Here is a 19547-nt window from a genome sequence, read left to right on the forward strand (position 1 = left end):
ATTAATTAGTTAACTTAGACTTTCGAAACATTTATTTAAGCAAAAAAGCGATTAAAAGTTCCCCTAACTTTAATCGCTTTTTATCTTCTAATTCGCAGTACTATTTTTTTATAGCATCTTCTTTATAGTGTTTTATTTTTTCAATAGCTTAATTTCTTTTCTTTTTTTTTCAGGGGAACTTTATTCTTTTTCTTGCAACTGTTTCTGCTTTTTTTCTCTTTTTAGCTGTTCTTCCTGTTCCTCTTTGTTCTTTTTGTACGCGTAAGCAAGTATCGCAATTTCTAAAAGTAGTATCGAAATTTTAATTTTTTTGCTTTTCGTTAAAGCTGCAGAGAAACCTAAAAGTTTTGTTGCTATCATTTTTTTTCTTTTACATTTCAAAGATATATTAGAACTAAAAGACTCATTAATTCATATACTACAAAAAGTAACGCAAATAAAAAACCTCAGAAAATTCTGAGGTTTATAATTATTTTAAAAGTGAAAATCGCTTAAATTCCGTCTCCTAATTCTTTTAATTTCTCGGTGTTTTCTGCCAACATTAATTCATCAATAATTTTTTGAATATCTCCATTCATAATATTTGGCAAATCATATAAAGACAAACCAATTCTATGGTCTGTAACTCTACCTTGTGCGTAATTATACGTTCTAATCTTCGCACTTCTATCTCCAGAAGAAACCATAGAACCACGTTTTAGAGCGTCTTCTGCGTTTTTCTTGGCAAGTTCCATATCATACAAACGAGAACGCAAAACTTTAAATGCTTTCTCTTTGTTTTTATGTTGCGATTTCTGGTCTTGACATTGTGCCACCAAACCAGTTGGAATGTGCGTTAAACGAACTGCAGAATAAGTTGTATTTACAGACTGACCTCCAGGACCTGAAGAGCAGAAAAAATCAATTCTTACATCTTTCGGGTTTATTTCCACATCAAACTCCTCTGCTTCTGGAAACACCATACAAGTTGCTGCAGAAGTATGCACACGTCCTTGTGTTTCTGTTTGCGGAACTCTTTGTACACGATGCACACCAGCTTCAAACTTTAAAATTCCATAAACATCGTCTCCAGTTACTTCGAACTGAATTTCCTTAAATCCACCATTGGTTCCTTCAGAATAATCTACAGTAGACACTTTCCAACCTTTGTTTTCGCAATATTTAGAATACATTCTAAACAAATCTCCAGCAAAAATACTAGCTTCATCTCCACCAGTTCCTGCACGCAATTCTACCACTGCATTTTTAGAATCTTCTGGATCTTTTGGAATTAACAAAAACTTAATTTCCTCTTCTAATTGCGGAATTCGAGTATTGGCTTCTTCCAATTGCATCTTTGCCATTTCTGTCATTTCTGCATCAGAACCATCAGCAATTATCTCCTTCGCCTCTTCTATATTGTCTGTTAATTCTTGGTATTCTTCGCCTTTTTTAACGACATCGCCTAAATCTTTATACTCCTTCATTAATTGCGCATACCGTTTTTGATCTGTAATTACATCTGGCTGAATAATTAAATCCGAAACCTCATCATAACGCTGCTTAACAATTCTTATTTTTTCTAACATTTGCTACTCTTTTCTTGGAATGCGAATTTACAAATTTTATCGGAAAGTTAAATGTTTCGTTTTGAGTATATTTGAAGAATTCAAACTTATTTATTATGAAATATTTCCTATTCATATGCTCAATTTTATTGATAATTTCCTGCAAAACTGAAAAAGAAAAAACAAAAAAGCCTTCTTTCTTAATCGGAAAATGGATTCGTTTAAATGATAAAAAGGGTAACAAAACTTACGAAAATTGGAATACTAATTTTACTGGTTTAGGCTACACTTTAAAAGGAAAGGATACCACTTTTAAAGAAATATTAAGTATTGTTTCTATAAATAACACTTTAAATTTAAAAGTTGCTGGCGTAAATGAAACCCCTACCCTATTTATATTTACCTCTCAAACTGATTCTTCTTTTACTGCTGAAAATCCGAAAAATAAATTCCCAAAAAAGATAAAATACTATTTAGAAAACGAACAATTGAAAGCTGTGGTTTCTAATGACGATTTTAGTATTAATTTTGTTTTTGAGAGTGTAAAATAATTTAATTTGTTTCTAAACCTAAAAAAAAAACATAACTTCGCTAATGCCAAATATAAGTCGTTAAAACGGACTTCATAATCGTGCTATTAGTCACAAGGCGAAAAAAACATTCTGTTTAAACTTAACATCTCGCCAATATTCGTGACTTTATACTATGAAAAAAATGCGAATATATTTAGATACTTCAGTTTTTGGCGGATATTTTGATAAGGAATTTGAAGAATGGACTAAACCACTATTTGAAAGAATAAATGATGGCGAATTTACTGTTCTTTTATCAACTATGTTGGACGAAGAATTGGAATTCGCACCAAAAAGAATAAAAGAACTAATCTAAAAACTTGATGATGGCTATACCGAGTTTTTAAAAGATAAAAAAGAGGCAATAGAATTGGCGACTGAATATATTAATGAAAAAGTTGTGGGAGAAACAAGTTATGCCGATTGTTTGCATATTGCGATAGCTACTATTTATCAAGCTGATTTACTTGTTAGCTGGAATTTTAAACACATTGTAAACGTAGAGCGAATACGAGGTTACAATTCGATAAACATCAGAAATGGATATAAACAATTGGATATTCGCTCGCCAAGAGAATTAATGAATTATGGGAACTAAAACAAAAAAAGATTTTGACGCTGTAAAATTTGCGAGAGAGCAAAAAGACAGATTGAGTGCAATTTTTGCAAAAATGACCAAAGAGGAAATTTTAGAATATTTAAAGAAGAAAAGTTTGGAAAGAGGACGCATATAAAAAATAGTGCAAATCTTCACAAACAGAAAGGTTTTGGCACTTTTTCGAGATTGCCAAATTTTAAATTTGGCTTATTGAGAAAAGAAAAATAATAAGTAAAATTTAAAAATTCGACTTTTTCTTAACCGAATAGTTCGTGCGTTTTTTCCGCACTACTTTTCATAAATAAACTCGTTAGCGAAAAACAAAAAAACTAATACTCAAAAACCCCAAACTCACTTTTAATAGTAAGTCTCTTTTTATCAGAAGCATCTACTCTACCAACAATTTGTGCATTTACATTATACGATTTTGAGATTGAAATTATGTTTTCAGCAATTTCTGGAGAAACATAAATTTCCATTCTGTGTCCGCAATTAAAAACTTGGTACATTTCTTTCCAATCGGTTTTCGATTGTTCTTGTATCAATTTAAACAAAGGCGGAATTGGAAACATATTGTCTTTTACAATGTGTAAATTGTCTACAAAATGTAAAATTTTTGTTTGAGCGCCACCAGAACAATGGATCATTCCATGGACTGTATCTGAATTAAATTTCGATAAAATTTCTTTGATAATTGGTGCGTAGGTTCTTGTTGGCGATAACACTAATTTACCAGCATCAATAGGTGAGTTTTCTACTTTATCTGTCAGTTTTGTATTACCAGAATAGACTAAATCTTCAGGAACTGCAGCATCGAAACTTTCTGGGTATTTATCTGCTAAATATTTATGAAAAACATCGTGTCTTGCAGAAGTTAAGCCGTTAGAACCCATTCCTCCATTATATTCCGTTTCGTAGGTTGCTTGTCCGAAAGATTCTAAACCAACAATTACATCGCCTGCTTTTATGTTTGCGTTGTCTATAACATCAGAGCGTTTCATTCTTGCAGTTACAGTAGAATCTACAATAATCGTTCGCACTAAATCGCCAACATCTGCAGTTTCTCCTCCTGTGGAATGGATGGTTACTCCAAAACCTTTTAAGTCTTCAATTAATTCTTCTGTTCCGTTGATGATTGCTGATAAAACTTCGCCAGGAATTTTACTTTTATTTCTTCCAATAGTAGAAGACAACATAATATTATCGGTTGCTCCAACACACAGCAAATCATCAATATTCATGATTAATGCATCTTGTGCAATACCTTTCCATACAGAAATATCGCCAGTTTCTTTCCAATACATATATGCCAAAGAAGATTTTGTTCCTGCACCATCTGCATGCATTATTAAACAATAATCGCTATCGTTTGTTAAATAATCTGGTACAATTTTACAGAATGCTTTTGGAAATAAACCTTTGTCTATATTCTTAATGGCATTGTGCACGTCTTCTTTGGATGCAGAAACACCTCTTTGTGCGTATCTTTTGGAAACTTCTTGACTCATATTATGTGTTGTTATGAATGCAAATTTAGTCTTTTGCTTAAAAAAACAGTGGAAAATTAGCATGAATTTTGTTGTTGAAAATTTGTATCAAATAGTTTGTGTTTTTTACCACATTGGAACATAGAAAACATAGTGTTTGTGTTTGTGTGAAAAGACCTCACAGGTTTTAAAAACCTCGTATGTTTGTGTTTGATTAAATTGAAGAATAAAAATACATAAAGTTCATTGAAAAAAGGATAAAAATGTTTTGTTTTGATACTTAAACAAACAAAGAACTAGGTAAGTGCAAGAAACAAACCTTGATAATGCATTTGCATATATCGTCTTTCAGAATATCCTCTTACCTAGCTTTCTTTCTTTAGAACCTGAACAGTATTTTAGGAATAATTTCAATAATTATATCCAGTATTATTACGAGGTTAGGCTGTGGGAAGAATTCTTTGTAAATCTAACAAAATGGACAAAGTAATTAAACAAGTAGTAGGCATTGATGTTTCTTGTAAGAAATTTGATGTATGTTTTCAAGAGCAAACACAAACAGGAAGTTTAAGTATTAAAGGCACACGTAGTTTTAGTAATGATCTAAAAGGCTTTAAAGACTATTTAATATGGTTTTCTAAACGTAAAAAGGAAGTTTATTTAGTTCATATTATGGAGGCTACAGGTGTTTATCATGAGAATTTATGTTATTTCTTATTTGAACAGCAAGAAAAAGTAAGTGTACAATTAGCACAAAAGATAAAATATTTTGGAAAAAGTTTACATCAAAAAACAAAAACAGATAAAGCTGATGCTAAATTAATCGCTCTTTTTGGGTTTTCATTTTCAGTAGCATTATGGGAACCAATTAGTGAACATTTTCAAGCCATAAAAGACTTGTGTAGAATGTTATCACAATTAAAAAAATCTAAATCTGCAACACAATCTCAATTGCATGCGTTTGAGAGTAAACACGGTGTTTTGGAAGAAGTGCTTACAATTATGAATAAGCTATTGGTTCAGCAAGAAGATAGTATAAATGAGTGTGAAAAAGAAATAAAATTATGGGTCTCAAAAGACAAAGATTTAGAAGAAAAAATTAATAGAATAACAGCAATTAAAGGCATTCAAATGCTTACTGTTGTTAAATTATTAGCAGAAACAGATGGTTTTAGAAAATGTAGTAGTATTCGTAAATTAGTCAGTTATGCTGGTTTAGATGTTGTAGAAAATCAATCTGGAACTAAATCAGGGCGAACTAGAATTTCAAAAAAAGGGAACTCGCATATAAGAGAAGCGTTGTATATGCCAGCACTTTGTGCTTGTAGATTTGATCAGAGAATGAAAACTTTCTATAAAAGATTAAATGAAAAACAAAATACTAAAAAACAAGGAGTTATTGCTGTGATGAGAAAACTATTAATTGTAATTTATACCTTATGGAAAAATGAGCAACAGTATAATCCAGAATATCAATGGAAATAAAAAAGGGCGAAATGAATCGCCCACAGGATAATCATAAAATTGATTTCCTAAATGAAATATAAAAATAGAAAATTAATATAAATAAATTAGGATTTTAACACAGTATCTGTGAGGTCTGAAAATATCTATTGGTAAATTTTAAAAAACTTCCTTTTCGGTTTTTCGATTTGCGTTAGGGATTGCAGTGGCATCCTTTTTTTGTTTTTTCAAAAAAAGATATAATGGAAAGCCCGTAAAAACGCCCAAAAAATAATTTTACTTTGTAAACAACAATTCTCTGTATTTGGTTAATGGCCATAAATTATCGTCTACCATTGTTTCTAATTTATCGCAATGAAAACGGATTTCCTCGAAAAATGGTTTTACGTTTTCGCAATACATTTCCGCAGATTTTAATCCTTTTTGCTGGTTCGATTTTGCACGTTGTTCTTCCATTTTTAAAGTTAATGCATTAATTTCTGTAATATGATTCGAAATCGTCATTATTAACTCAATTTGTTCTTTGGCGATATTTTTATAGTCTTCGCCAAAAATCTCTTTTAAATTTTTAGTGTTTTCCAACAATGTATTCTGATAAATTATGGCTGTTGGGATTACATGGTTTCTAGCAATATCGCCCAAAACTCTACCCTCAATTTGTAGTCTTTTTGTGTATTCTTCAATTGCAATTTCGTAACGCGCCTCTACTTCTACTTTGCTCATTACTTCCATTTCTTCATACAAATCAATTGTTTTTTTGGCAATTTGTATTTTTAATGCTTCTGGAGTGGTTTTATTGTTACTTAAGCCCCGTTTTTTTGCTTCTTTTTCCCAAGCCTCTCCATAACCATCTCCATCGAAACGAATCTTTTTAGATTCTTTTATATATTCTCTTAAAACGTTAAAAACTGCTTCGTCTTTTTTAAGGTTTTTGGTATCGATTAACTTATCTACTTCTATCTTAAACTCCTTTAATTGCTTGGCAACTATAGTATTTAAAACCGTCATTGGACCTGCACAATTTGCGGAAGAACCCACTGCTCTTAATTCGAATTTATTTCCTGTAAATGCGAATGGAGAAGTCCTATTTCTATCGGTATTATCTAATAAAATCTCTGGAATTTTACCAATAATATTCAGTTTTAAATCTGTTTTTTCTTGTGGAGATAGTTTTCCTTTCGTTACATTTTCTAACTCGTCTAAAACCGCCGAAAGTTCACTTCCAATAAAAACAGAAATAATTGCTGGAGGCGCTTCGTTTGCTCCTAACCTATGGTCGTTACTTGCAGATGCAATTGATGCTCGTAACAATTCGCCATTTTCGTGAACCGCTTTTATTGTGTTTACAAAAAAGGTTAAGAATTGTAAGTTTTTCATTGGGGTTTTCCCTGGACTTAACAAATTTGTTTCATCTGCTGTAGATAAAGACCAATTGTTATGTTTCCCTGAACCATTGATGTCTGCAAACGGCTTTTCGTGAAATAATACTTTAAATTTATGTCTTCGAGAAACTTTTTCCATCACATCCATTAATAAGGAGTTGTGATCTACTGCCAAATTTGCTTCTTCGAAAATAGGAGCCACCTCAAATTGATTTGGAGCCACTTCATTATGTCTTGTTTTTACTGGAATACCCAACAACATGCATTCTTGTTCTAAATCTTGCATAAAAGCCATGGCTCTTGCAGGAATGGTTCCAAAATAATGGTCTCCTAACTGTTGACCTTTTGCTGGAGAATGCCCAATTAAAGTTCTTCCTGTTAGCAGAATATCGGGTCTTGAATTTGCCAAAGCATCGTCGATTAAAAAATATTCTTGTTCCCAACCTAAAGTTGCACTTACTTTAGAAGCATTTTTATCGAAATATTTACAAACGGCTGTTGCATGTGTATCTATGGCTTGTAATGCTCTTAACAAAGGTGTTTTATTGTCTAATGCTTCTCCTGTGTAAGCCACAAAAATTGTTGGAATACATAAAGTAGTTTCATAAATAAATGCTGGTGATGTTGGATCCCAAGCTGTATAACCTCTTGCTTCGAAAGTATTTCTAATACCTCCATTAGGAAAACTAGAAGCTCCTGGTTCTTGTTGTACCAATTGTTCGCCATCGAATTTCTCCATCGCCAAACTACCATTAATCGATTCGAAAAAGGCATCGTGTTTTTCTGCTGTTGCGCCTGTTAATGGCTGAAACCAATGTGTGTAATGTGTTGCGCCTTTAGACATTGCCCAATCTTTCATACTCACTGCAACTTGGTCTGCAATTTTACGATCTATTTTTGTACCATGTTCAATCGCATTCATTACACTATCATAAGCAGAACGTGTAAGATATTGTTGCATCGCATGTTTATTAAACACGTTTTTTCCGAATAAAGACGACCTTTTTTCGGTTTGAAGTACCTTTAAAGGACTTCTATTACTGGTTTCTTGTAAAGCATTAAATCTAATCCTTGACATATTATTAATTTTTGCTGTTTATTTTTACTTATAATCAAATATACCCCTGTAAAAATTAGGGATAAAATTATTTTTAAGCAAAAATAAACATTTAACCCCTTATTTTTTTGATATCTATAGAAAAAATTTCATTTTTGCAGTGTTAACATCACACATTCAATTATTTATTATGGCAAAAATTAAATTAGAATACATTTGGCTCGATGGTCATTTCCCAACTCAAAACATGAGAAGTAAAACCAAAGTCGAAGAACATGAAAACTTTAAAGGAACAATTGAAGAATTAGGTAATTGGTCGTTTGACGGTAGTTCTACAGAACAAGCTTCTGGTGGCGCTTCTGATTGTATATTAAAACCAGTTGCAATTTATAAAGATCCTGCAAGAAGAAATGGTTTTTTAGTGATGTCTGAAGTTTTAAGTGCAGATGGCACACCTCACCCAACAAATCATAGAGCAAAAATAGATGATGATGATGGAGATTTCTGGTTTGGTTTCGAACAAGAGTATTTTTTAATGGATGCAAAAACAGATTTACCATTAGGTTTCCCTCGTGGTGGATTTCCTGGCCCACAAGGACAATATTACTGTTCTGTAGGAGGAAGATATACTTGGGGTAGAGATTTTGTTGAAGAACATGCAGATTTATGTATAGATGCTGGTTTAAACTTCGAAGGAATTAACCAAGAAGTTGCTCCAGGACAATGGGAGTTTCAATTATTTGCTCAAGGTGCTAAAAAAGCAGGTGATGAAATTTGGGTAGCACGTTATTTACTAGATCGTTTAACTGAAAAATACGGTTACTATATTGAGTATCACCCAAAACCTGTAAAAGGAGACTGGAATGGTTCTGGAATGCATGCTAATTTCTCTAACACTACTTTAAGAACTTGTGGTTCTGAAGAAACTTATAACAAAATATGTGAAGCATTTAGACCAGTTACTGATGAACACATGGATGTTTATGGAGAGTTTAACGACGAACGCTTAACAGGCTTACACGAAACAGCTCATGTTTCTGATTTTTCTTATGGTGTTTCAGATAGAGGAGCTTCTATTAGAATTCCTATTATTACAGTAGAAAAAGGTTGGAAAGGCTGGCTAGAAGACAGAAGACCTGCTTCTAATGGAGATCCATATAAAATTGCTGGTAGAATTATTAAGACTGTAAAGTCTGCTAATATTAGCTAGAAAGTATTATATAAAAATTGAAAAGCTCGCAAGTTAAATTTGCGAGCTTTTTTATGCTTTAATAAAGTGTTTTTTTTTTAAATTGTTGTTTTAAAAACTAAATAAATAAAAAGTCCATATCCTAAAAATAGAAAGACGCCTTTAAACCTACTTAAAACAAATTTCTTTGGCATAAAAACCAAAGGAAGTAAAACCACTGCAAAGCCTAACATCCAAAAAATATCTCTCGATAATATTTGAGGTTCTGTAATTGGTATTTCTTTTATAAGAGCAGTAAATCCTAAAACAGATGCAATATTAAAGATATTAGAGCCAATTAAATTCCCTAAAGAAATTGCTTTTTCTCCTTTTATCGCTGCAATTATAGATGCTGCTAATTCTGGCACACTGGTTCCAATAGCAATCATCGTAATAGATATTACTCCTTCACTTACCCCCATATTTTGTGCAATATCTTTAGCGCCAGCAACTAATAAATCCGAACCAAAATACAAGGCAACACCTCCAATAATTAACCAAATAAATATTTTTCCATAGCCTATTTCTGCCAAAGCATCATCTACTTCATCCAAAGAAACCTCTTCTTTTCTTGCTTTACGTATTAAAATTATTAAGAAAACACATAAACTTGCTAAAAGAATTAAACCCTCTATAAACGTTAAAACATTATCATTATATAAAAAGTAATAGAGAATTAAAGAAAATAACATCATTGCTGGCCAATTTAGCTTGTAAAAATCTTTACTAACTATAATGGGACCAATAATCGCAGTAATTCCTAACACCAAACCAATATTTGCAATATTAGAACCAATTACATTATTTATAGATATGGCTGGAGAACCATCTAAAGCAGCTTGTAAGCTTACCAAAAGTTCTGGTGCAGAAGTCGCAAAAGAAACGACTGTCATACCAATAACCATTTTAGAGATGTTTAATTTGAATGACAAACCTATTGAAGATCTTACCAAAAACTCACCACCAAGAACTAACAAAACAAGTCCTATCACCACATAAAAAATACTCATAAATTTTATTTTTTACGAAGATACATTTTTATAGACTTTCGAAAAAAGAAATAATGAAAACGTATAAAATTGACCTTAAAATAATGAGATTTCCTTTGCTTTTGAATCCTTCATTTTTTTGCCCCTTTATTTACTTACAGTAAAATCTTAAAAACAAACTATAGATTTAAATTTAAAATATTTTTATAGGAATTGTTATTACACATTAAAACAAATATCGTCTATTTAGTTATAAATGTAATATTAATTTAATTAATAATTAAAAACCTGTTTGGTAGTGTTGTTTTAATCTACATATATTCACAAAACAATAAAAAAAATACCTCAAATTACTAATTTAAAAAACTCACAATTATGATCGTAGTCGCACTTAAAACCATCAAAGAAATTTCAGAAATTATTTTTACAATTATATTCTAATCAACCAACTTTAAGCAACTTTTTAAAAGAGTTGTTTATTTTTATTAAATTTGATTAGAATTCGACATAAGATGAAAAAGAAATTTTTTAAAATTCTTGCCAAAATTAATAAAGCCATACTACCTTCTTACACTAAGAAAGGATTAGATATTTCTAAAGCAACTAAATTTCAATTAGCAATAATTGGTTGGAAAGCTATCGTAACAAAGAATTCACTTAACTAAAAAACGTAATTATGAAAGACGAACATATTAAAATTTTTACAGGATCTTCTATCTTAATAAATAGATTAAGACAATTGTTAGAGGAAGAAAACATCTCATCAATAGTTAAAGACAATATTAATTCTAGCCAATTAGCAGGTTTTGGACCTCTAGGGAACTCTATTGAGTTACTTATATTAAATTCTGATTTAAAAAAAGCGCAACCAATTGTAGATGCTTATAAGGTAGAAATAAATTCATAAAAAAAGTGAATCTGCTTTCTAATTTCAAAAAACTCTACTATATTTGCACCCGCAAAAGGCCATGTGGCGCAACTGAATAGCGCACTTGATTACGGCTCAAGAGGTTGCAGGTTTGAATCCTGCCATGGTCACAAAAAACTCATCTAAAATTAGATGAGTTTTTTTTTACTTTTTATTTTGATAGCAACTCTTCATTCCTCCCTTCATAAAAAAACGTGATGGATATTTAAATTTAATTCTTGTTGTAACTAAGCATTTTCTAAAACCAAATTTAATAGATTAAAGTATCAACTTAATAAAAAGTCTCCTATCTCTAAATTACAGGTTCGTCATTTTTATTTAAATTAAAAAGACCCTAAGCAAATACTTAAGGTCTTTTTATCTAACCAAACTTAGTATATAAAACACTAACTACTACTATCTTTATATTTTTTTTTAACCCCATAAATAATTCCCAAAGCAATTAAAAACCCAGAAAAACCATCGATTGGTAAACCTGGTGGAGGTGGTGGTGGCATTGGTGGTGGCACAACCTGCGCAAACCCTGTAAAGGGAAGCACTAATAAGGTTATTATTAAAATATTTTTAAAGCTCATTTTATCTTATTCTCTCTTTTAAGACACATACGTAAAAAAAAGTCACATAGTTTTTTAAAATAAAAAAGAGGTTGTCTTAAAAGTAAATTTAGCTATCATTTTTAGCGAAGTTAAAAATATAAAACACTAAATTTCAATAAATAAAATTTCTACATTACAATCGAAATGACAAATTCTAATACTTTTAAGACAGCCTCATTCTACGTATTTTCGAAGTGCAACTCTGTGTTCTGAGATACTTTTATCGTAATTTTTTACAACCAACTCCAATATTTCTGGCTCTTTTTTACCAATATCTTTCTTCCCAGAATATTTAGAAACATACAAGTTAAATTGTTCTTTTTCTTTTTCAAAAATTAAAAAATGGGTTTCATTTAATTCTGTAAAACTGATTTCATTTCCAGAAAACGAACCACTTTCGTCTTTAAAAAAGTTAGAAAACTCGTAATAATCTAAAATATTATTCATTATTTATACCAATTCTGCAGATAAACCTAATTGCAATAACTTAGAACATCTAGGCTCTAAATCTTTATATTCTCCAGACTTTACAGTACATTTTCCTTTATAGTGCACTAAAGTTGCACATTGTTCTGCTTGTTCTAAAGTATGCTCACAAACGTTTATCAAAGAATCGATTACATGATCGAATGTATTAACATCATCGTTATGTAAAACGATTTCATGTTGAAATGTTTCTTGTTCTAAAACACTTACTTCTTCTTGATTTTTTTCTTTTGTACTCATATTGCAAAAATAAAAAAATTTATTTACTCTTTTATGTATTTTAACGCAACCCAATTATTGCGTTCTATAGAGGTATCTAAAGTTAAACCGTATTTAGAAACTTCTGCATCTATAATTGGAATATCTTCTTGATAAAATCCGCTTAACAATAAAATTCCTTTTTCGTTTAAACAATTTGTGTAGACTTTTATATCCATCAACAAAATATTTCTGTTGATATTTGCAATAATTATATCGTACTTTTTATTGATTAACAAAGAGGAATCTCCTTTATAAACGGAAATATTACTACAATTATTACGTGCCACATTTTCTAATGAATTTTCGTAACACCAATTATCAATATCTATTGCATCTAAGGGTTTTGCTCCTCTCATTTCAGCAAAAATTGCTAAAATTCCAGTTCCACAACCCATGTCTAATACTTTTTTTTCTTGCAATTCTAATTGTAATAAGTGCAGAATCATCATATGAGTGGTTTCGTGATGCCCAGTTCCAAAACTCATTTTTGGCTCAATTACAATGTCGTATTTTAAATTTGGATTCTCGTGAAAAGGGGCACGAATACTTACCAAATTATTCACCTGAATTGCCTCGAAATTCTTTTCCCATTCTGCATTCCAATTGGTTTGCTCTACTTCTTTCTGATTGAATTCAATTGAAAACTCACCTGAATTCAATACAAAAATCGATGCTAAAATTTCAGCATGCCAATCCGTTTTTTGAATATATGCAGTAACTCCAGTTGCTGTTTCCACAAAACTTTCGAAGCCTACATTCCCTAATTCTGCAATTAAGATTTCTGTAGCTGGTTCTTTTGGATTTACTGTAAAATTGTACTCAATATAAATGTTGTCCATAATTATTCTTCCTCTTGCAGAATTTCCTGAAACGGAAATTCTGACCTCTCCAAAGGAAAGGTAAATTAAAAAACCCGAAGTAAAACTTCGGGCAAATTCTAATAAAATATTGTTTTGCCTAAAAATTTCAGGCAAATTTATTGTTTTCTTTTGATTCTATAGCTACTAAATAGCAGCAATAATTGCTGTAAAATCGTCTACGTGTAACGCTGCTCCACCAATTAAACCTCCATCTACATCTGGCTTAGAAAAAATTTCTTCTGCATTTGTTGGTTTTACACTTCCACCATATAAAATTGATACGTTCTTTGCTACTTTTGCATCGTATTTTTTCTCGATAATACTTCTAATAAAAGCATGCATTTCTTGGGCTTGTTCTGGACTTGCAGTTTCTCCTGTTCCAATTGCCCAAACTGGTTCGTATGCTAAAATAATGCTTTTCCAATCTTTTGCTTCTAAATGAAATAGTGCATTTTTTAGTTGGCTTTCTACCATTGCAAAATGATTATCGGTCTTTCTATCTTCTAACAATTCTCCAAAACAGAAAATTGTTTCCATTCCTTTTTCTAAAACTGTATTTACTTTTTCTGCTAATTTCTCGTCTGTTTCACCAAAATAAGTTCTTCTTTCTGAGTGTCCTAAAATAACCGTTTCTACACCAATTGCCTTTAACATGTCTCCAGAAATTTCTCCTGTGTAAGCGCCATTTGTGGCTTGGTGCATGTTTTGTGCAACCACTTCTATTTTAGAGTTTTTTGCTTTTTTAACTGCAGAAGAAAGGTTTACAAATGTTGGTGCAACAATTACTCTTGTGTTTTTAAGAGACATATTTTTAATTGATTTTTTTAAACTTTTAATCAATTTTTTAGTCTGTTCTTTATCGTTATTCATCTTCCAGTTTCCTGCTACAATCTTAGTTCTCATGTGTATAAATTTGGTTCTTTTTACAGAGGTTTGTTATTAAATTCTAAGTGGTAAATTTAAGAAATCATCTTTAAAATAGTTCAGGAAATAAAAATAGTTACTAAAACGATTTATAAGGGTTATTTTAAAGCTCCAAGGATATCTGGATCTGATGCTCTTGTGGCTTTAAATAACTTGATTTTTCCCTTTTCGTCTATGACTAAATACCTAGGAATCCAGCCTAAGTTTAAGAAATCTACGAATTCGCCATCTTTCATTCCTTTTCTTAGATTGTAATGTTCTCCTTTTATATTAAATCTTGTAATTCCGTTTTTCCATGCTCTTTTGCTTTTATCGACAGATAAAAATAAAAAAACAACCTCTGGGAATTCTTTTTGAAGATTTTTAACGCTTGGCAAATTTTTCATGCAATCTCCACACCAAGAAGCCCAAAGATCAATTAAAATCTTTTTTCCTTTGTATTTACTTAAAATTTCTAGAATAGAAATCTCTTCGTTAGATAATGTATATGCTTTGTCGTTTAAGGCCAATTTAGAAAACTCTGTAGGTTTTTCGAAAGTGCAACTAGACATTAAAATTATAAATAATAGAAGTGTTTTTTTCATTATTGAATTAGAATAGTTTCAAAAAATTTGTCTTATTTACCCTTAAAAACTTACAAATTAAAAACGAATTTAAGTATTTTTGTGGAACTATATAAAAATTATGACCACACAAGAATTAGTCGCTCAGATTCAAAAGAAAAAATCTTTTTTATGCATTGGTTTAGATGTAGATTTAGACAAGATTCCTCCTTATTTATTAAAGGAGGAAGATCCTATTTTTGCTTTTAATAAAGCAATTATAGATGCGACTCATCACCTTTGTGTTTCTTACAAACCAAACATTGCTTTTTATGAAGCTTATGGTTTAAAAGGATGGAAATCTTTGGAAAAAACCATTAATTATCTAAATGAAAACTATCCAGAAATTTTTACAATTGCAGATGCAAAACGTGGCGATATTGGAAATACTTCCACGATGTATGCAAAAGCTTTTTTTAAGGATTTGGTCTTCGATTCTGTTACAGTTGCTCCTTACATGGGAAAAGATTCTGTGGAGCCTTTTTTAGCTTTTAAAGATAAACATACCATTATGTTAGCCTTAACTTCCAATGAAGGTGCTTTCGATTTTCAAACAAAACAGATTGATGATAAGGAATTATACAAACACGTTTTAGAAACTTCTAAATCTTGGAAAAATGCTAAAAACCTAATGTACGTTGTAGGTGCTACAAAAGCTGAATATTTTAAGGAAATTAGAAAAATAGTTCCCGATTCTTTTTTATTAGTTCCTGGTGTTGGTGCACAAGGAGGAAATTTGCAAGAGGTTTGTAAATATGGACTTTCAAAAAATATTGGTTTGTTAATTAATTCTTCTCGAGGAATTATTTATGCTTCTAAAGAGCCTAATTTTGCTGAAGAGGCTGCTAAAAAAGCATTAGAATTACAAGTTCAAATGGCTGCTGTTTTAAATTAATTCTATGAATTTTAAAGACCAAATAAACAATGTTTTTGAATTAAAAAAAACGCCAAAACGTATTATTTCTTTAGTACCAAGCCAAACAGAATTATTAGTCGATTTAGGCTTGGAAAATTGTATTGTAGGAGTCACTAAATTTTGTGTGCATCCAAAAAATATTAGAAAAACAACAACTGTTGTTGGTGGAACAAAAACAATACATATTGATAAAATAAAAGCATTAAAACCAGATATTATTCTTTGTAATAAGGAAGAAAACACCAAAGAAATTGTTGAAATCTGTCAAAAAATTGCGCCAACTCATGTTTCAGATATTTATACAATTAACGATTCTATTGAAGTAATTAAACAATATGGAGCCATTTTTTCAAAACAAAAAGAAGCCCAAAATTTAGTTTTAAAACTACATGCAATTCTTGAAGATTTTAATCAATTTATAAAAAACAAACCCACTTTAAAAGTTATTTATTTTATTTGGAAAAATCCTTGGATGATTGCTGGAAATACTACGTTTATCAATTATTTGTTGGCATTAAATAATTTTAAAAACGTGTATGAGAATCTACCAAGATACCCAGAAATTACCATAGAAAATTTAAAGGAGTCTGATTTAATTCTACTTTCTTCTGAGCCTTATCCTTTTAAAGATAAACATATTGTAGAAATTAAAAAATATGCTAAAAACGCTAAAATTATTTTAGTGGATGGCGAATATTTTTCTTGGTATGGAAGTAGACTTTTAAAAGCCTTTGATTATTTTAAAGAATTACGAAAGCGAATGTAAGACTTCTCTATCTAAATAACTTACTCTGTTTATTTTATCTAAAATTTTCATCGCTTTAAAAGCTGCAAAATCACTTTTCGATTCATCTATATATTTATAGTCGTTAGACTTTTCTAATAACTTGCTGTACCTATCTTCTAAGTGCTTTCTGTAAGTTTGTAATTGGTTAATTCGTGACATTATATTTTTTTTTTGGAGACTTAAATATAACGAATATTTCCTTCAAAAATAAAAAACAGCTATAATTATTTATTATCTTGCAACGCAAAAACTTGCTTTAACAAAGCTGTATTTCTTAAACCAACCTTTTCACGGATTCCTTTTTCCTCTACTTCAATCATCGTAAAGACTCCTTTTAAAGCTTCTTCTGTAACATATTGGGTTAAATCTGGGTTTACTTTACTTACAAAAGGAATAGAATTATAACGAGAAATTAAGTTATTCCAAATTTTATCTGCGCCAACTTTAGCAAAAGATTTATTTATAACTGGACTAAAACTTGCAAATAAATTCTGCGAAGTTTTTGTTTTTAAATAAGTAGTTGCCGCATTTTGGTCTCCTAATAAAATGTCTTTGGCATCTGCAAACGTAATTTCTTTAACTGCGTTTACAAAAATTGGCGTTGCCGTTTTTACGGCATCTTCTGCAGCCCTATTTAAAACTTTAATGCCTTCGTCTGCTAAATTACTTAAACCTATTTTACGTAAACCTTTGTCTACAGCTTGTAATTCTTTAGGTAAAACTATTTTTACTAATTCGTTTCTATAAAAACCATCTTTAGAAGTTAATTTCGAAACCTGATTTTTAATTCCATTATCCAATGCCTGTTTTAATCCTTTACCTATTTGTTCTTGGCTTAAACCACCTCCATTTGGTAAATTATTTACAACATTTTGCAATTCTGCACATCCTACAAAGTTAATTGCTACTAATAAAACTAAAATTCTCTTTATCATCTTTTCTAAATTATTTACTATTAAGAAACTTCTTTTAACTAAAAGTCACTTTTATTTAAAACTATCGGTTTTTTTATCATATCCATAAGGGCAGTGTTTGCAACCGCTTTTACAGCAATACCCTCTTTTTAAATGGAATTTTTCTGTAAAAACTTTGTAACCTTGTTCGTTCAAGTAAAAATCTCCCTCCTCTAAAGGTAGTATTTTATTGTACATTATAATTAACTTGTTATTGCAAAAGTAAAACTTTAATCCATAAAAAAAGCGTTCTTAAGAACGCTAATTTTTACTTTTTCTCTTTTCCTGGAGGAAATTTAGAAACAATTTCCTTCACAAACTCTTTAATTCTGGCTTCTTTTTTCTCTCTGTTGCTCATTTTTAAAGCACCTGTTCCAACACCCTGCCAAACCAATTCTTTCCTATCTTTATCTATAAAATCGATAAATAAAGTCCCTTCTGTATATTGCGAAACATTTACATTATTATTCATTCCATTCCACATCCAAGGGTTCCAGCCCCAGCCAAAACCATAACCAAAATTATTCTGAGATACATTTACTTTTTCTCTCGATTTTGTAAAAATACTTACCAACATATCTGGGTTTTCAGATTTTGTAAAACCTAAAGCGAGCAACTCAGACTCTATTGCACGTAAAATTCTTTTTTTATCTAGATCAGAAATTTCTGCTTTATCGATTCCTGTTTTATAAAATGCAAAGGTTTTGTATTTAGAAAAATTTACTTTAGAATCGTAATCTGTAGCTACTTTTATGGAGCTACAAGAAGACAGTACAACCGCAAAAATTAAAATAAAAAGTTTTAATAATTTCATAAGAGTATATTTTTTAATTGCCGATTATAATTTGGAAATTCAGTTCATTTCATTCCAAATTAACACCAGTTTTTATTAATTTAGTACTACTTATTAAATACAATCAATAAATATGCCAAACCTTTTTTTAAGTACGATTTTATTTTCGAGACACGTAGTTTCAAGAAGTTTTTTTAGGAAAAAAATTCTTTTTATTTTTTTGTAAGATGTAAAGCATTAAATTAAAAAAATAGCAAAGTTTTACTTTTTAGAAATCAAAAGTCTAATGTCTACTACAGGAGGTTGCTGTTCTATATTTATTTTTCGAGCCAACACTTGCCAAAATCCATTTTCAGGAATTGTAATTGTTGTTTTATAATCGGTAACTTTTAGAACAAAAAAAGGGACTTTAGATTTATTATATGAAAAACAATGAAGATCGTTTTTTTTTATCAACTCCAAATAATATTCTTTATAATTCCAGTTTATTTCTATTTTTTTTCCCTTATTTAATTTCCCCAAATTTTTTATTAAAAATGCCATTCCTATTTTTTTGTTAAGAAATTGAAAATTACTTGTATACCCTAAATGTTATAAACATATCAAAAAAACTTAGTTACAAATTTTAGAAAAAAGGGGGGTGGGGGGACTTCTTCTGAAAAAAACATAATAAAACCATTGATTTTAAATAGACACCCCCCCTATAATAATTACTTCCAATAATTAAGTTTTTTAAAAACAAAAAAAAGACTAACAAACTGCAGTAGTGTATTATTATTATTATTATTATTATACTTTTTTTTGTTTGTGTTTAATTTGTCTTCTAATTTTATAAGGAATTCCAATAAAAAGAAAAAAAAGATATTTAGATTCACAATTATAACATTTATAAGCTTTGCTATATGGAACTATTTTAAAATACCACTTCCTGCGAATTCTTGTTTGTAAATTAGTATTATAGCAAAATAGACATTTCATTTTTAAAATTTTTATTGCACGTTTCTTCTGTTTTCTCTTAGTTTTCCTAATAAATTATGTTTGATACTGTGGCAAAGTTCTTACATATAAACGATTGTTTGTGTTAAGAATAAATAAACGGGCGTATTAAGCAACAACT

At 30.2% G+C, this 19547-nt stretch carries 26 protein-coding genes and 1 tRNA gene; 11 read left to right on the forward strand and 16 right to left on the reverse strand.

From position 1 onward, the window contains the following. Positions 1 to 180 precede the first annotated feature (180 nt). Both J3359_RS05610 and prfA read right to left on the reverse strand, forming a co-directional pair. Entirely contained in the window at positions 181 to 360 is a 180-nt protein-coding gene (locus J3359_RS05610; protein ID WP_208079743.1) for a hypothetical protein, read from the reverse strand. A gap of 131 nt (positions 361 to 491) precedes the next feature. Continuing rightward, positions 492 to 1568 carry a peptide chain release factor 1 gene (gene prfA / locus J3359_RS05615; protein WP_208079744.1) on the reverse strand — a complete coding sequence of 359 codons (1077 nt, stop codon included), beginning with the start codon at positions 1566 to 1568 and terminating at the stop codon, positions 492 to 494. A gap of 95 nt (positions 1569 to 1663) precedes the next feature. Between prfA and J3359_RS05620 the strand changes: the two genes are divergently transcribed. The 4 genes from J3359_RS05620 (at position 1664) to J3359_RS05635 (ending at position 2853) form a co-directional block, all read left to right on the forward strand. Further along, entirely contained in the window at positions 1664 to 2098 is a 435-nt protein-coding gene (locus J3359_RS05620) for a DUF6265 family protein (RefSeq protein WP_208079745.1), read from the forward strand. A 163-nt stretch (positions 2099 to 2261) separates the two neighbouring features. After that, positions 2262 to 2435 carry a hypothetical protein gene (locus tag J3359_RS05625; RefSeq protein WP_208079746.1) on the forward strand — a complete coding sequence of 58 codons (174 nt, stop codon included), beginning with the start codon at positions 2262 to 2264 and terminating at the stop codon, positions 2433 to 2435. Positions 2436 to 2489: 54 nt separating this feature from the next. Beyond that, positions 2490 to 2717 carry a PIN domain-containing protein gene (locus tag J3359_RS05630; protein WP_208079747.1) on the forward strand — a complete coding sequence of 76 codons (228 nt, stop codon included), beginning with the start codon at positions 2490 to 2492 and terminating at the stop codon, positions 2715 to 2717. Then, the gene (locus J3359_RS05635) at positions 2707 to 2853 is read left to right on the forward strand and encodes a hypothetical protein (protein WP_208079748.1); all 147 of its coding nucleotides are present in this window, start codon (positions 2707 to 2709) and stop codon (positions 2851 to 2853) included. Before J3359_RS05630 ends, J3359_RS05635 begins: the two co-directional genes overlap by 11 nt. A 193-nt stretch (positions 2854 to 3046) precedes the next feature. Here the strand turns inward: J3359_RS05635 and J3359_RS05640 are convergent, their stop codons facing one another. Beyond that, the gene (locus J3359_RS05640) at positions 3047 to 4225 is read right to left on the reverse strand and encodes an AIR synthase related protein (protein WP_208079749.1); all 1179 of its coding nucleotides are present in this window, start codon (positions 4223 to 4225) and stop codon (positions 3047 to 3049) included. A gap of 456 nt (positions 4226 to 4681) precedes the next feature. Here J3359_RS05640 and J3359_RS05645 point away from each other — a divergent pair, with 456 nt between their 5' ends. Beyond that, positions 4682 to 5689 carry an IS110 family RNA-guided transposase gene (locus J3359_RS05645; RefSeq protein ID WP_208077854.1) on the forward strand — a complete coding sequence of 336 codons (1008 nt, stop codon included), beginning with the start codon at positions 4682 to 4684 and terminating at the stop codon, positions 5687 to 5689. A gap of 255 nt (positions 5690 to 5944) precedes the next feature. Here J3359_RS05645 and J3359_RS05650 read toward each other — a convergent pair whose 3' ends face one another. Further along, positions 5945 to 8128: a glutamine synthetase III family protein gene (locus J3359_RS05650; protein WP_208079750.1), complete on the reverse strand. Its 2184-nt coding sequence runs from the start codon at positions 8126 to 8128 to the stop codon at positions 5945 to 5947. A 169-nt stretch (positions 8129 to 8297) separates the two neighbouring features. Here J3359_RS05650 and J3359_RS05655 point away from each other — a divergent pair, with 169 nt between their 5' ends. Further along, positions 8298 to 9317 carry a glutamine synthetase beta-grasp domain-containing protein gene (locus J3359_RS05655; protein ID WP_208079751.1) on the forward strand — a complete coding sequence of 340 codons (1020 nt, stop codon included), beginning with the start codon at positions 8298 to 8300 and terminating at the stop codon, positions 9315 to 9317. Positions 9318 to 9394: 77 nt separating this feature from the next. Here the strand turns inward: J3359_RS05655 and J3359_RS05660 are convergent, their stop codons facing one another. Further along, positions 9395 to 10345, reverse strand: coding sequence for a calcium/sodium antiporter (locus J3359_RS05660; protein ID WP_208079752.1), 951 nt, complete (start codon positions 10343 to 10345; stop codon positions 9395 to 9397). Between the two features lie 491 nt (positions 10346 to 10836). Between J3359_RS05660 and J3359_RS18275 the strand changes: the two genes are divergently transcribed. From J3359_RS18275 to J3359_RS05670, 3 genes are all read left to right on the forward strand, one after another. Next, positions 10837 to 10989: an SsrA-binding protein gene (locus tag J3359_RS18275; RefSeq protein WP_243765992.1), complete on the forward strand. Its 153-nt coding sequence runs from the start codon at positions 10837 to 10839 to the stop codon at positions 10987 to 10989. A gap of 11 nt (positions 10990 to 11000) precedes the next feature. Continuing rightward, the gene (locus J3359_RS05665) at positions 11001 to 11231 is read left to right on the forward strand and encodes a putative signal transducing protein (RefSeq protein ID WP_208079753.1); all 231 of its coding nucleotides are present in this window, start codon (positions 11001 to 11003) and stop codon (positions 11229 to 11231) included. Positions 11232 to 11288: 57 nt separating this feature from the next. Then, positions 11289 to 11362, forward strand: a tRNA-Arg gene (locus J3359_RS05670). Positions 11363 to 11638: 276 nt separating this feature from the next. Here the strand turns inward: J3359_RS05670 and J3359_RS05675 are convergent. The 6 genes from J3359_RS05675 to J3359_RS05700 form a co-directional block, all read right to left on the reverse strand. Further along, the gene (locus J3359_RS05675) at positions 11639 to 11827 is read right to left on the reverse strand and encodes a PID-CTERM protein-sorting domain-containing protein (protein WP_208079754.1); all 189 of its coding nucleotides are present in this window, start codon (positions 11825 to 11827) and stop codon (positions 11639 to 11641) included. A gap of 195 nt (positions 11828 to 12022) precedes the next feature. Then, positions 12023 to 12295 carry a hypothetical protein gene (locus J3359_RS05680; protein ID WP_208079755.1) on the reverse strand — a complete coding sequence of 91 codons (273 nt, stop codon included), beginning with the start codon at positions 12293 to 12295 and terminating at the stop codon, positions 12023 to 12025. 3 nt (positions 12296 to 12298) lie between these two features. Then, a complete protein-coding gene (locus J3359_RS05685) occupies positions 12299 to 12574 on the reverse strand; it encodes an ATP-dependent Clp protease adaptor ClpS (RefSeq protein ID WP_208079756.1) in 276 nt (91 codons plus the stop codon). A 23-nt stretch (positions 12575 to 12597) separates the two neighbouring features. After that, entirely contained in the window at positions 12598 to 13434 is an 837-nt protein-coding gene (gene prmA / locus J3359_RS05690; RefSeq protein ID WP_208079757.1) for a 50S ribosomal protein L11 methyltransferase, read from the reverse strand. Between the two features lie 165 nt (positions 13435 to 13599). Beyond that, positions 13600 to 14358, reverse strand: coding sequence for a triose-phosphate isomerase (gene tpiA, locus J3359_RS05695; RefSeq protein ID WP_208079758.1), 759 nt, complete (start codon positions 14356 to 14358; stop codon positions 13600 to 13602). A gap of 119 nt (positions 14359 to 14477) precedes the next feature. Further along, positions 14478 to 14963: a TlpA family protein disulfide reductase gene (locus J3359_RS05700; protein ID WP_208079759.1), complete on the reverse strand. Its 486-nt coding sequence runs from the start codon at positions 14961 to 14963 to the stop codon at positions 14478 to 14480. 100 nt (positions 14964 to 15063) lie between these two features. On the opposite strand from J3359_RS05700, the gene pyrF reads away from it, so the two are divergent. Beyond that, complete coding sequence (gene pyrF, locus J3359_RS05705; protein WP_208079760.1) at positions 15064 to 15876, forward strand: orotidine-5'-phosphate decarboxylase; 813 nt, start codon at positions 15064 to 15066, stop codon at positions 15874 to 15876. Between the two features lie 4 nt (positions 15877 to 15880). After that, positions 15881 to 16663, forward strand: coding sequence for an ABC transporter substrate-binding protein (locus J3359_RS05710; protein ID WP_208079761.1), 783 nt, complete (start codon positions 15881 to 15883; stop codon positions 16661 to 16663). On the opposite strand, the gene J3359_RS05715 is transcribed toward J3359_RS05710, so the two are convergent. From J3359_RS05715 to J3359_RS05735, 5 genes are all read right to left on the reverse strand, one after another. Continuing rightward, positions 16646 to 16843, reverse strand: coding sequence for a Lacal_2735 family protein (locus J3359_RS05715; RefSeq protein ID WP_208079762.1), 198 nt, complete (start codon positions 16841 to 16843; stop codon positions 16646 to 16648). The two genes, J3359_RS05710 and J3359_RS05715, sit on opposite strands and share 18 nt — an antisense overlap. A gap of 65 nt (positions 16844 to 16908) precedes the next feature. Next, positions 16909 to 17619 carry a DUF4197 domain-containing protein gene (locus J3359_RS05720; RefSeq protein WP_208079763.1) on the reverse strand — a complete coding sequence of 237 codons (711 nt, stop codon included), beginning with the start codon at positions 17617 to 17619 and terminating at the stop codon, positions 16909 to 16911. Between the two features lie 51 nt (positions 17620 to 17670). After that, entirely contained in the window at positions 17671 to 17835 is a 165-nt protein-coding gene (locus J3359_RS05725; protein ID WP_208079764.1) for a C1orf53 family protein, read from the reverse strand. A gap of 70 nt (positions 17836 to 17905) precedes the next feature. Further along, positions 17906 to 18451, reverse strand: coding sequence for a DUF4136 domain-containing protein (locus J3359_RS05730; protein ID WP_208079765.1), 546 nt, complete (start codon positions 18449 to 18451; stop codon positions 17906 to 17908). A 240-nt stretch (positions 18452 to 18691) separates the two neighbouring features. Next, a complete protein-coding gene (locus J3359_RS05735; RefSeq protein WP_208079766.1) occupies positions 18692 to 18973 on the reverse strand; it encodes a hypothetical protein in 282 nt (93 codons plus the stop codon). Positions 18974 to 19547: the final 574 nt, after the last annotated feature.

It is taken from the genome of Polaribacter cellanae, from assembly GCF_017569185.1.
Lineage (GTDB): Bacteria > Bacteroidota > Bacteroidia > Flavobacteriales > Flavobacteriaceae > Polaribacter > Polaribacter cellanae.